Here is a 13,148-nt window from a genome sequence, read left to right as displayed (position 1 = left end):
GACGGATGGGGGAAGGCTAAAAACAATAAAGCCGGGTAAAAACCCGGCTTTATCATGGAATAGGCGGTGCCTTACTCGACGTTTCGCCTCGGGCCTGAAATAGCAACGCTATGATCAGAAGTGAGACGGCAGGCACCTGTTTGTGCGTCATTCCAGGGTTTATGTAGCGCGTCCCGAAGGGGCTGACATAAGAAGGTGAATGAGCCACTGCCTTATTATATGCACAAGTTATGCCAATGTATATTATTAATACATAACCATCTGTTTATATGGCTATTTATTATTTTTTGAACTGCATCATCTTTGCGCTCTTTTTAAGCAAAGTGTCGCTGATTAGCAACACCTCAAAAGCATCAAAAATAAAGCATTTAAAATCAATAAATTAAATGTCGCCAATTGGCGACATTGATTTTTGCCGCTGTCGGGATTTTGCGACAGCGGCGTTTTACTATTAACCCAGCTGCTTACGGGCGTTGCGGAAAATACGCATCCACGGGCTATCTTCGCCCCAGTTTTCCGGGTGCCAGGAGTTCGCCACGGTACGGAAGACGCGCTCCGGGTGCGGCATCATGATGGTGACACGTCCGCTTTCGCTGGTCACCGCCGTGATCCCGTTCGGCGAGCCGTTCGGGTTGGCCGGGTAGGTCTCGGTGACCTTACCGAAGTTATCCACGTAGCGCAGCGCCACCAGTCCTTTGCTCTCCAGCTGAGCGAGGTGCGCATCGTCACGTACTTCAACCAGGCCTTCACCGTGAGACACCGCGATAGGCATCATCGAGCCGACCATGCCCTGCAGCAGCAGCGACGGGCTTTGCGTAACCTCAACCAGGCTGAAGCGCGCCTCGAAGCGATCGGAGACGTTACGCACAAAGCGCGGCCACAGCTCGCTGCCTGGGATCAGCTCCCGCAGATTGGACATCATCTGACAGCCGTTACAGACGCCCAGGGCCAGGGTCTGCGGACGGTGGAAGAAGGTTTCGAACTCGTCGCGTACGCGCTCATTGAAAAGGATCGATTTCGCCCAACCCTCGCCTGCGCCGAGCACGTCCCCGTAGGAGAAGCCGCCGCATGCCACTAGCGCGTGAGCGCTCTCCAGCGAGGTGCGGCCCGCCAGCAGGTCGCTCATGTGCACGTCGATGGCGTCAAAGCCCGCTCGGTGGAAGGCGGCTGCCATCTCAACGTGGGAGTTAACCCCCTGCTCGCGCAGGACGGCCACTTTTGGCCGTGCGCCGGTAGCAATATAAGGCGCAGCCACGTCTTCGTTGATGTCGAAGGAGAGCTTCACGTTGAGGCCCGGATCGTTATCCTGCGCCTTGGCGTTATGCTCCTGATCGGCACAGGCCGGGTTATCACGCAGGCGCTGCATCTGCCAGGTGGTCTCTGCCCACCACATACGCAGCGTGGTGCGGCTTTCGCTGAACACCGCCCGATCGTTGGCGGTAATCACGAAGCGATCGCCTGCGACGGCGCGACCCAGATAGTGTACGCAGTCGGCCAGACCGTGGGCGCTAAGGATGTTTTCCACCGCGTCACGATCCTCGGCGCGCACCTGGATCACCGCCCCCAGCTCCTCGTTAAACAGCGCCGCCAGACGGTCGCTGCCCAGGGTGGCGATATCAGCTTCGATCCCGCAGTGGCCGGTAAAGGCCATCTCGGCGAGGGTCACCAGCAGGCCGCCGTCGGAGCGGTCATGGTAGGCCAGCAGCTTACGTGCCGCCACCAGCGCCTGCATGGCGTCGTAGAAGCCCTTCAGCTGATGCACGTCGCGCACGTCGGCCGGTTTGTCACCCAGCTGACGGTAAACCTGCGCCAGCGCCGTCGCGCCCAGCGCGTTGTGGCCTTTGCCAAGGTCAATCAGCAGCAGGGCGTTATCGTCGGTAGAGAGCTGCGGCGTCACGGTGTGGCGCACGTCCTCAACGCGGGCAAACGCGGTGATCACCAGCGACAGCGGCGAGGTCATCTCACGCTGCTCGCTTCCTTCCTGCCAGCGGGTTTTCATCGACATCGAGTCTTTACCCACCGGAATGGTCAGGCCGAGGGCCGGACACAGCTCCTCACCCACCGCCTTCACCGCCTCATAGAGGCCAGCATCTTCACCTGGGTGACCAGCTGCGGCCATCCAGTTTGCAGAGAGCTTGATGCGTTTGATATCGCCAATCTGCGTGGCGGCCACGTTGGTCAGCGCTTCACCGACCGCCAGACGGGCGGAGGCGGCAAAGTCCAGCAGAGCCACCGGAGAGCGTTCCCCGATGGACATTGCTTCACCGTAGTAGCTGTCGAGGCTGGCGGTGGTTACCGCGCAGTTGGCAACTGGGATCTGCCACGGGCCAACCATCTGATCCCGGGCGACCATGCCGGTGACCGTACGGTCGCCGATGGTCACCAGGAAGGTTTTCTCTGCCACCGCAGGCAGGTGCAGCACGCGGTTAACCGCGTCGGCCACGGTAATGCCCTGCGGGTCGAAGGCATCCCCGGCGGCTTTCAGCGACTCAACGTTGCGGGTCATCTTCGGCGTTTTACCGAGCAGGACGTCCAGCGGCAGATCGATAGGCTGATTGTCGAAGTGGCTGTCGGTCAGGCTCAGGTGACGCTCTTCGGTCGCTTCGCCGATCACCGCATAGGGCGCGCGCTCACGGCGGCACAGGGCGTCAAACAGCTCCATCTGGTCGGCGGCCACCGCCATTACGTAGCGCTCTTGCGATTCGTTACACCAGATCTCCAGCGGGCTCATGCCCGGCTCGTCGCTCAGGATACTGCGCAGGTCGAAACGCCCGCCGCGGCCGCCGTCGCTCACCAGCTCCGGCATGGCGTTAGAGAGACCGCCCGCGCCAACGTCGTGGATAAACAGAATTGGGTTGGCATCGCCCAGCTGCCAGCAGCGGTCGATCACCTCCTGGCAACGGCGCTCCATCTCCGGGTTGTCACGCTGCACGGAGGCAAAGTCGAGGTCAGCATCGGACTGGCCAGAGGCCATGGACGAAGCCGCCCCACCGCCAAGGCCGATATTCATTGCCGGACCGCCGAGTACCACCAGCTTCGCGCCAACGGTGATCTCGCCCTTCTGCACGTGGTCGGCACGAATGTTCCCGATACCGCCCGCCAGCATGATCGGCTTGTGGTAGCCACGCAGCTCTTCGCCGTTGTGGCTGTTGACCTTCTCTTCGTAGGTACGGAAGTAACCGGTCAGCGCCGGACGGCCAAATTCGTTGTTGAACGCCGCGCCGCCCAGCGGGCCGTCTGTCATAATATCCAGCGCAGTCACGATACGTTCCGGCTTGCCGAAATCCTCTTCCCACGGCTGCTCAAAGCCTGGAATACGCAGGTTAGATACCGAGAAGCCTACCAGGCCCGCTTTTGGCTTCGCGCCGCGTCCGGTTGCGCCTTCGTCACGGATCTCACCGCCGGAGCCGGTTGCCGCACCCGGCCATGGCGAGATCGCCGTCGGGTGGTTGTGGGTCTCGACCTTCATCAGAATATGGGTTGGCTCCTGATGGAAATCGTAGCGGCCTGCTTCGCTATCAGCGAAGAAGCGCCCAACCTCTGAGCCTTCCATCACCGCCGCATTGTCTTTATAGGCAGACAGCACGTGATCCGGGGTTTTCTCAAAGGTGTTTTTGATCATTTTAAACAGCGACTTCGGCTGCTGCTCGCCGTCGATCACCCAGTCGGCATTGAAGATTTTGTGTCGGCAGTGCTCAGAGTTCGCCTGAGCAAACATGTAAAGCTCGATATCGTTCGGGTTGCGCCCGAGGGTAGTGAAGGCATCGAACAGGTAATCAATTTCGTCTTCCGCCAGCGCGAGACCCAGACGCTGGTTAGCCTCCACCAGCGCTTGACGTCCCTGCCCCAGCATGTCCACGCTCTCTACCGGCGCGGGCTGATGGTGGGCAAAGAGTTTCTCCGCCTCTTCCAGCGCGTCAAAGGTCGTCTCCATCATGCGGTCATACAGCTCAGCGGCCACCGCCTGCCACTGCGCTGTGCTCAGGGTCGACGCCTCAACGTACCAGGCGACGCCGCGCTCAAGGCGGGCGATCTGCGTCAGGCCGCAGTTGTGGGCGATATCCGTTGCTTTAGAAGACCAGGGAGAGATGGTCCCCGGACGCGGCGTCACCAGCAGCAGCTTGCCGGTCGGCGCGTGGCTACTCAGGCGCGGGCCGTAGGTCAGCAGGCGGCCGAGCTGGGCGTGTTCATCGGCATTTAGAGGAGCGTTGAGGTCAGCGAAATGGACATACTCAGCGTAAATGTTGCTTACCGGGAGGGCGGCTGCCTGAAAGCGTGCCAGCAGTTTATTGATACGGAATGCAGACAGTGCAGGCGAACCACGCAGAATTTCCATCATAAGTCTCTCGTCTTTAGCGCGTCGATGACGCTGTAAGAATGCGCCAGGGGGAAAACGGGCGTCATTATAAAGAATCCTGCTCGTCGACGAAACCGTTTGCGTGGAAATAAAATTGCCCGCATTTTTTAACAATAGATGTTACCTAATTCTCTAATAAGTTGCTAAGTGCCGCAATCTTAAGCAAAATGCCGCTCACTTCCGGACAAATGCTTTTCTATAATAATGACGGCGGACTGAGGCGTCAGGCGACGCAGAGAATTAACTCCTTGAGAAAATTAAAGTTTAATTATCTGCTTATCGGCATTGTCACCCTGCTGCTGGCAGCGGCCCTGTGGCCCTCAATCCCCTGGTCGGGCAAAGCCGAAAACCGCATCGCTGCTATCCAGGCGCGCGGCGAGCTGCGCGTCAGCACCCTGGTCTCTCCGCTTACCTGGAACGCCACCAGCGATAAACCCACCGGCCTCGATTATGAGCTGGCCGAGCAGTTCGCCAGCTATCTCGGGGTGAAGCTGCGCATCACCGTGCGGCAAAACATCAACCAGCTGTTTGACGATCTCGATGATGACAATGCCGATATGCTGGCGGCCGGGCTGGTCTATAACAACGAGCGCATCAAGCACTATCAGAGCGGGCCGGTCTACTATTCCGTCTCCCAGCAGCTGGTCTATCGCGTAGGCAGCCTGCGTCCGCGCACGTTAGCGACAGTGACCGATGCGCAGCTGACCGTCGCGCCGGGGCACGTTGTTATTAGCGATCTGCAGGCGCTGAAGGAGAAGAAGTACCCGGATCTGAGCTGGAAGGTGGACGAGAAGCTGGGCACTAACGATCTGCTGTTGCAGGTTGCCCAGGGGAAGCTGGCCTATACCATCGCTGACTCCGTGGCCATTAGCCTGTTCCAGCGCGTGCACCCCGAGCTGGCGGTGGCGCTGGATATTACCGACGAGCAGCCGGTGGCGTGGTTTAGCCAAAAAGATAGCGATAATGCCCTCTCCGCCGCCATGCTGGACTTCTTCAACGTGATTAACGAGGACGGCACCCTGGCGCGCCTTGAGGAGAAGTATCTCGGCCACGGCAAAGGGTTCGACTATGTTGATACCCGCGCCTTCCTGCGCGCCATCGATAGCGTCTTGCCTGACCTGCGTCCGCTGTTTGAAAAGTACGCCCAGAAGATTGACTGGCGTCTGCTGGCGGCTATCTCTTATCAGGAGTCCCACTGGGACACCCAGGCCACCTCTCCTACCGGCGTGCGTGGCCTGATGATGCTGACCAAAAATACCGCCCAGAGCCTGGGCCTGACCGATCGCACCGATGCTGAACAGAGCATTAGCGGCGGCGCGCGCTATCTCCAGGATATGATGGATCACGTCCCGGCAACGGTGCCCGAGGAGGAGCGGATCTGGTTTGCGCTGGCGGCCTACAACATGGGCTATGCCCATATGCTTGACGCCCGCGCCCTGACGGCGAAGACCAAAGGCAACCCGGATAGCTGGTCCGATGTAAAGCAGCGCCTGCCGCTGCTTAGCCAGAAGGCGTGGTACAGCAGACTGACCTACGGCTACGCCCGGGGGCATGAAGCTTACGCCTATGTGGAAAATATCCGTAAGTATCAGATTAGCCTGGTGGGTTATCTGCAGGAGAAAGCGCGGCAGCAGGAGCAGCAGATCGCCCATGAGCAGCGTATGGCGCAAAGCTATCCGGTGGTCGCTCAGGAGGAGCTGGCAGAGAGGCACTATGGCGTGATGCCGCTGAGCGCCTTCTCTCCCGCCGAGGCGTTTGGTCAGTCCAGCTTTACGCTGCCGGGGATCCTGAACCAGGCGTCAGCAGGCGCTGACGCGGAGACGCATTAGCGCGCCTGCTTTTGCGCTTTTATCGCCAGCCGACGCTGGCGGAAAAATTCGCTGAGCATGCCCGAGCATTCGTCACTCAGCGTTCCCTCAACGATCTCAACCCGGTGGTTCATTCCAGGATGGTGCAGGACATCCATCAGGGAGCCTGCCGCGCCGGTTTTCAGATCCCGCGCGCCAAACACCAGCGTGCCGATACGGCCATGAACCATCGCCCCCGCACACATCACGCAGGGCTCCAGGGTGACGTAGAGGGTGGTATCGAGCAGACGGTAGTTTTGCAGCACCAGCCCCCCCTGACGCAGGGCCATGATCTCGGCGTGCGCGGTGGGATCGTGGTGGCCGATGGGCCGGTTCCACCCTTCGCCAATAACGCGGTTGTTGTGCACCAGCACCGCCCCGACCGGCACCTCCCCCTCATCCCAGGCGCGCTGCGCGAGCATAAGCGCGTGGCGCATCCAGTCTTCATGGGTTAATTCGGTATCGGACACGGCTCAGCACTCCAGTAGTCAAAACGGGGCGCATTATACACAGGTGTAAGTACGCACACACTATTCGAGTTGCTGAAGCTCACCGTGGGGAGTGACGCGCCACCGATGCTCGCAGAAGTAGAGCAGCGGGTTATCCTGCTTGCTGTCGCTGTAGCCACTGTAGAGGCGCAGCGGCGTACCGATTTTCCGCTCCAGCTGCACCACCTTCTCATGGCCGAGGCAGCGCATGGAGAGCACCCAGCCGCCGTGGCTGCGATGGATTTGGCTGGCAATCAGGTTGACGCGGGGCAGCCACGGGGTATCAAAATAGACCTGCTCTACCAGCGGCTGCGGCGAGCCGGTGATCAGCCAGATATCGGCATCCGACGCGTCGAGGTAGTTGGTCAGGCGATCCTGCACCACCGGGAAGGCAGTGACGCGCTCGCGAAACCAGGTAACAAATGACTTTTCCAGCGCCTTAAGCCGCGCCTCGCTGTGACCAAAAGTGCAGCCCCACAGCAGCAGGCTCATCGGCCAGCGGGCGGCCCGCCCCTTTACCAGTAACGCAATGCCGATAACCGGCAGCAAAGGTAGAACGAGCAGCGCATTGAGTGGCTGATGCCGCAGCAGATACCGCAGAAATGTCCCGAACATATCCTGCTGATGCAGCGTTCCATCCAGATCGAAAAATACAACACGACGCTCGCTATTTGCCAAACCCTACTCCTTTGGATCGTTAAAACCTAATAGCCAGGTAAACAGGAACCCGGCGATGACCGCCAATAAATAGCCTAACAGATAGATCGTGACTTTTCCGGTAACAATCGTTAAAGCCAGCGGTAAACCGGAAATGCCAAAGGTGATGACCGTTGCCACTTTCCAGTAGCAGACAAGCGCCCCACCCACCGCGCCGCCCAGGCAGGCACCGATGAAGGGCTTACCCAGCGGCAGCGTGACGCCAAAAATCAGCGGCTCACCGATGCCCAGCAGCCCCACCGGCAGCGCACCTTTAATAACCGTCTTTAGCCGGGCATTGCGCGTTTTCAGCAGCACGGCGAGCGCCGCCCCGACCTGGCCGACGCCCGCCATTGAGAGGATAGGCAGCAGGGCGTTATAGCCGTGCGCCTGAACCAGCTCCACGTGGATAGGCACCAGCCCCTGATGCAGCCCGGTAAGCACCAGCGGCAGAAAGGTTCCGGCCAGCACCGCGCCCACCAGCAGACCGCCGCGATCGATAGCCCAACCTGCCCCATGGGCAATAGATTCAGCGATCCAGCCCCCGAGCGGCTGTAGCGCCACGATAGCGATCGCCCCGGTGATGAGGGTGGTCAGCAGCGGGTTAAGAATGAGCTCCAGCGAACCCGGCAGCCGTTCGCGCAGCCGCTTCTCAAACCAGCACATCAGAGCCACCACCAGCAGCACGGCGATCACCCCGCCGCGCCCAGGCTGTAACGCTTCGCCAAACAGCGTGATCTGCGCCAGCTGCGGGCTGGAGAGAATACCTGCCATCACCCCGCCTAACGCCTGCGAGCCGCCGAACACCTTCGCTGCGTTGACCCCCACGAGAATATTCATGATCGCAAACACGGCGCTGCCAAAGATGCCAAGCAGCCCCAGCAGGTTGGGATAGTGAATCGCGATATCACCAGCAATATCGGGTCGCTTCAGGATATTGATAATGCCGGTAATCAGCCCGGAGGCGATGAACGCCGGAATAAGCGGAATGAACACGTTCGCCAGCATGCGCAGGGCGTCGCTCATCGGCGCTTTATACTGGGCTTTCGCCTGCGCCTTGTTACGGGCGATCTCATCCGGGATCGTGGCTTCTTCCGCCCCGTTAACCAGCGAGCGCATGGCATCCACCACCTGTCCGGCTCTTCCCGGCCCGACAATCAGCTGATGCTGCTCGCCCTGCTTGACGTAGCCGCTGACGCCCGGGAGCGCTTTCAGCCTGCCGATATTGAGCAGCCCCTCATCCTGCACCTCAAACCGTACGCGGGTCATACAGTTTTCCAGCCGCAGGATGTTGCCCTGCCCGCCGATGCCCTGCAAAATCTCGCCTGCCAGCGTCAGTGACTTATCCATATGAACCTCTTAGCCATTCAGCGCGGCACGTAAGAATCCCTGATGCATGTCGAGCCGGGCGCGGGCGGCGTCCACGTCCAGGCCGGTCAGCACCATCAAAATAGCGGGCTTGACGTCATACCCGGTCTGCTCCAGCACGCTGCGAGCCTGCTCAAGGGTAACGCCCGTTGCTTCAACGACCATCCGGCAGGCGCGATCAACGAGCTTGATATTGCTCGCCTTCATATCGACCATCAGGTTTTGGTAGACCTTGCCAAACTTGACCATCGCCCCGGTGGAGATCATGTTCAGCACCAGCTTCTGCGCCGTGCCGGACTTGAGGCGGGTCGAGCCGGTCAATGCTTCCGGCCCCACGACCGGCGAGATACCAATATCCGCCGCCTGGGCTATCGGCGAGCCGGGGTTACAGGAGATAGCCACCGTGGTGCAGCCTGTGGCCCGGGCATACTTAAGTCCGCCGATAACGTAAGGCGTGCGTCCAGATGCGGCCAGGCCCACTACCAGATCCTGGGGGGCGAGCGACAAGTCGCGCAGGTCGTCCTCTCCCAGCTGCGGGTTATCCTCTGCTCCCTCTACCGCTTTCAGCAGCGCCCCAGGACCACCGGCGATCAGGCCAATCACCAGGCCGTGCGGGACGCCAAAGGTCGGTGGGCACTCCGAGGCATCCAACACACCGAGCCGGCCGCTGGTGCCTGCACCCATATAGATGATGCGTCCACCTGCTTTCAGCGCCGTTGCGGCAGCATCCACCGCCCGTGCAACATCTGGCAATGTCTCTTTCACTGCCAGCGCGACCAGCGTATCCTGTTGATTAAAACGGGTTACTAACTCGATAGTCGAAAGTGCGTCCAGATCCATCGTCTCAGAATTTCGCGTTTCTGATACCAGTGAGCCAAGATTCATTATCAGTACCTTTTGAATATTTAATTCGTGTCCCGCGCAGTATAATGGAATATATAATTCATTGATGCCTGCGAACAGGATGTTTGTTGCCGTTGTCACGTTTTGCCCCCGGAGTTGTCATGAACTGTTTGATTCACATCCGTCAGCGCTATGCGGGCCTGGCGCAGAGCGATAAAAAGCTGGCGGACTTTCTGCTGACCCAGCCCGATCGTGCTCGCCATCTGAGTTCGCAGCAGTTGGCTGCCGAGGCGGGCATTAGCCAGTCGAGCGTGGTGAAATTTGCCCAGAAGCTGGGGTTTAAAGGTTTTCCGGCGCTCAAGCTGGCCATTAGCGAAGCGCTGGTCAGCACGCCAACTTCCCACTCCGTTCCGGTGCATAACCAGATCCGCGGTGACGATCCCCTGCGCGTGGTAGGCGAGAAGCTGATCCATGAGAAGGTCAGCGCTATGAACGCGACCCTTGATGTGAATACCGAAGATAAGCTCCAGGAGAGCGTGATCATGCTGCGCGATGCGCGGCGGATCGTGCTGACAGGTATCGGCGCGTCCGGGTTAGTGGCGCGTAACTTTGGCTGGAAGCTAATGAAGATTGGTTTACACGCCGTGGTCGAGCAGGATATGCACGCCCTGCTGGCGACGACGCAGGCGATGGAGAGCAGCGACCTGCTGCTGGCCATCTCTTATACCGGCGAACGGCGGGAGATCAACATGGCGGCGGATGAGGCCTTACACGTCGGGGCGAAGATCCTGGCGATCACCGGCTTCACCCCTAACGCGTTGCAGCAGCGTTCAACCCGCTGCCTCTATACCATCGCCGAGGAGCAGGCCACCCGCAGTGCCGCCATCTCCTCCACCAGCGCCCAGATGCTGCTCACCGATTTGCTGTTTATGGCGCTGGTGCAGCAGGATCTGGAGCACGCCCCGGAGCGCATCCGCCACAGCGAGGCACTGGTGAAGAAGCTGGTATGATGTTAATTAGCCAATGCAGGCGCTGGCGGCCAGGCTGGATTACTTAAGTCAACGTCGCGCAGTTGATCAACGTACTGCTGAAGAGCAAGCAGGTTGCTACTATCGCTTTCGCGGGCGTTACCCACCGTCTTGCTACTCTGGATCGCAGAAATCTCCAGCGTTGCATCAAGCATATATTTATAGCGTAGGGCCGCATTGGCTTGCCGGGAATTTTGCGCGATGACCTCAGCATCTTGATAAACAGACGTACCGTTAAACTTCCACGTTCCATCAAGCGTTAGGCTTTTCGGATAGTCCTCTACTGCGATCTCAGCCACACTCATATTGATAGGCCATAGCATAGATACGGCGTAAATATTACCACGTTGCGGAACGGGCTTATCCACTACGGCACGAATAGTTCCGTTGCTATCGTATTGAATTTTTATAGTATCGTCAGCAAAAAGAGCCTGGCTCTCATACCAGTCCAGATTATCTTCAGATTTTAAGAAAAGAATATTTTCTGACGTGCCGGGAGAGATTAACTGATGCGTAGGGTTTTTATAGAGCGTAAAGTTTTTGATATTTTTCATGCTTACCTCCTATTGATTAACCGCTTATCGTCACCCACGTGCCGTTGAGCAGTTGCTGGATCGGCTTAGCATAGATTGCCACCGTATTATCAGCAGCCCCGCTAGGTGATTCATCAATCCACAATCCCGTCAGTACGCAACCCGTGGGCGGAAAAAATTGCCGGGATGAGCCATCATCTGGTGAGTCCATCTCACTCATGGCCCCTAACTGAATATTTTGCACACAGGGAGGGGGATTAGCCGTTCCGTAAAGTGTATTTTCAAATAATGTTCCCAACATGTTTCCAGATAAAACACGTACAACGCCATTTCTATAATCAGATTGAATATATGTGCAGGTATCTCCCCCGACGAACCATACGCCAGGCGAGTCGGTAGCAAAACTGCTATCGCTGGATTGGTAATTACAACGAATAAAGCACGAGCCGGGATAGTTTGTCCTAAGCAGATCAAATAATTGTTGTCCAGATATGGCCTCAGAATCTGAGCCGATACTTAACCCCCCACCTAACCCCATCCATCCAGTTGTCACCACTCTATTTGCACTGAAGTCGGTAGCTGACGTTACAGTTTCAAGATATGCCGCCGTACCCAGGCCAAGGCTGGTAGTCAATGCTTGTGTAAATTGCGCGACCAAAGTAGCAATATCGCCGTTGTCTAAGGCATCGCTGCCTGCGTTAGCAATAAACTGGCCCATGGTTGAACCCATTGCTGTTGCCTGCCGCAGCGCCTTATTCACCTGTGCGCTGGATGCAGTGCCGGACTGAAAACCGCTGCCCAGTGCAGGCAGCGCTTCCCAGTCGGCCTGGTTGGTCACGTTTGCGTTTTCACCCGTGGCAAAGGGCTTAAAATCATTTATAGCCATTAGCGTCGTTCCTCCTTATAGAAAAGCGTACGTTTGTTTCACCTTTAAAGACGTAGAGATAAAAAATCCGCTGATTGGCGGGGGGGATTAATGCAATAATGTTGATAACACTCCCGTTAGTCGGGAACTTTTTTACATGGGAATGAGCCAATAATCGGGGGTATATCCATATTGGCCTGAAGCAACTGAACGTTTAAGAAAGCTTTGCCATTACGCTTAACGAATTCGAAGCCGTAATTATTGCCATCGCTAGCAGGCATTAAGCCCATATCCATTGCCATATTGGCATAATCCCCATAATCTTTAAGAAATATTATTTTCTGTGATGTCGTTTCCTCTTTATTGATAAAAGCATAACCTCGTTCATCAACAGACAGAAGGTAGCTACCACATTGAAATGCTGCAAATGATGTCGAAATCGACTTTATAAATAAAATAATAAATAAAAGTAATGATGTTGATTTCACTGATTATTTATCTCCACCACTATTTAGTTCTGGCGCTGATAAAGCATCTCTTGAGCCGCGTGCCTCGCACACCATATCCATATACCATTCCTGGCCCCGCGTATCGCCCCTGTAGTTAATCCCCCGCACGATGTAAACGCCGTCAGTCGCGATGCTGGCAAGCTGTGTTTTCGATGCCGGACGTGTCGCCTGCCGGTTTCCGTTGCTGTCATTCACAGGTAAGTACCCGCTGCCCTTCGCCACATCCTCAGCCGGGAGGTTCTGCTGGTTGATGATAACCTCTGCCTGGTTTAGGTGTATAAGGCCGTTTGTGCGGATTTTCGGTGTAATCAGACACCGCACGTTGATTCCCTTGCCGAGGGTCTGCGTCGGCGTCCCCACCAGTCCGGTCCGGCTGTTCAGCACCACCGCGTCATGCATGTACTCGTCCTTCGTCAGCATCACCCGCTGCCCGTCAACGAACATCCAGCTGGCATTGCACTGCCGGGCCACCTCATCCATCAGCAGCCGCGTCTTGCCGAACAGCACCCGTCCGCGCGGGTAGACTTTCGCCGGCATCGCCGGGGTCCGCCCCTCCGTCACCCCGAACGGGGCAAAGTCCTGCATCAGGGCGTGGTTCATCTCCGCAAGGGTGC

The 13,148-nt window shown here is 57.7% G+C and carries 9 protein-coding genes and 2 pseudogenes; 2 read left to right on the top strand and 9 right to left on the bottom strand.

Translation table 11 applies throughout. From position 1 onward, the window contains the following. Window positions 1–451 precede the first annotated feature (451 nt). Entirely contained in the window at window positions 452–4,339 is a 3,888-nt protein-coding gene (gene purL, locus EV102420_RS03555) for a phosphoribosylformylglycinamidine synthase (protein ID WP_042388993.1), read from the bottom strand. A gap of 206 nt (window positions 4,340–4,545) precedes the next feature. Between purL and mltF the strand changes: the two genes are divergently transcribed. Then, a complete protein-coding gene (gene mltF, locus EV102420_RS03550; protein ID WP_255211646.1) occupies window positions 4,546–6,186 on the top strand; it encodes a membrane-bound lytic murein transglycosylase MltF in 1,641 nt (546 codons plus the stop codon). Here the strand turns inward: mltF and tadA are convergent. The 4 genes and pseudogenes from tadA to murQ all read right to left on the bottom strand — a co-directional run bounded on the left by tadA (window position 6,183) and on the right by murQ (window position 9,644). Next, window positions 6,183–6,708 (bottom strand): annotated as a pseudogene (tadA, locus tag EV102420_RS03545) (tRNA adenosine(34) deaminase TadA). The gene mltF and the pseudogene tadA overlap by 4 nt on opposite strands. A 26-nt stretch (window positions 6,709–6,734) precedes the next feature. Beyond that, the gene (yfhb, locus tag EV102420_RS03540; protein WP_042388988.1) at window positions 6,735–7,370 is read right to left on the bottom strand and encodes a phosphatidylglycerophosphatase C; all 636 of its coding nucleotides are present in this window, start codon (window positions 7,368–7,370) and stop codon (window positions 6,735–6,737) included. 3 nt (window positions 7,371–7,373) lie between these two features. After that, a complete protein-coding gene (locus EV102420_RS03535) occupies window positions 7,374–8,738 on the bottom strand; it encodes a PTS transporter subunit EIIC (RefSeq protein WP_042388986.1) in 1,365 nt (454 codons plus the stop codon). Between the two features lie 9 nt (window positions 8,739–8,747). Next, window positions 8,748–9,644, bottom strand: a complete 897-nt coding sequence (gene murQ, locus EV102420_RS03530; protein WP_255211647.1) for an N-acetylmuramic acid 6-phosphate etherase — start codon at window positions 9,642–9,644, stop codon at window positions 8,748–8,750. Between the two features lie 116 nt (window positions 9,645–9,760). Here murQ and EV102420_RS03525 point away from each other — a divergent pair, with 116 nt between their 5' ends. Next, entirely contained in the window at window positions 9,761–10,609 is an 849-nt protein-coding gene (locus EV102420_RS03525; protein ID WP_042388982.1) for a MurR/RpiR family transcriptional regulator, read from the top strand. A 2-nt stretch (window positions 10,610–10,611) separates the two neighbouring features. Here EV102420_RS03525 and EV102420_RS03520 read toward each other — a convergent pair whose 3' ends face one another. From EV102420_RS03520 to EV102420_RS03505, 4 genes and pseudogenes are all read right to left on the bottom strand, one after another. Further along, window positions 10,612–11,181, bottom strand: a complete 570-nt coding sequence (locus EV102420_RS03520; RefSeq protein WP_042388981.1) for a tail fiber assembly protein — start codon at window positions 11,179–11,181, stop codon at window positions 10,612–10,614. Between the two features lie 16 nt (window positions 11,182–11,197). Continuing rightward, on the bottom strand, window positions 11,198–12,046 hold the full coding sequence (locus EV102420_RS20805) for a hypothetical protein (protein ID WP_052512316.1): 849 nt from the start codon (window positions 12,044–12,046) through the stop codon (window positions 11,198–11,200). 116 nt (window positions 12,047–12,162) lie between these two features. Continuing rightward, complete coding sequence (locus tag EV102420_RS03510; protein WP_042388978.1) at window positions 12,163–12,513, bottom strand: STY1065/STY2022 family phage-derived protein; 351 nt, start codon at window positions 12,511–12,513, stop codon at window positions 12,163–12,165. Between the two features lie 3 nt (window positions 12,514–12,516). Next, a pseudogene (locus EV102420_RS03505) lies at window positions 12,517–13,148 on the bottom strand (hypothetical protein); the annotation flags it as partial.

The organism is Pseudescherichia vulneris NBRC 102420, from assembly GCF_000759795.1.
Classification (GTDB): domain Bacteria; phylum Pseudomonadota; class Gammaproteobacteria; order Enterobacterales; family Enterobacteriaceae; genus Pseudescherichia; species Pseudescherichia vulneris.
The sequence above is the reverse complement of the archived record's forward strand: the minus strand, read 5'-3'. Positions and strand labels throughout refer to the sequence as shown.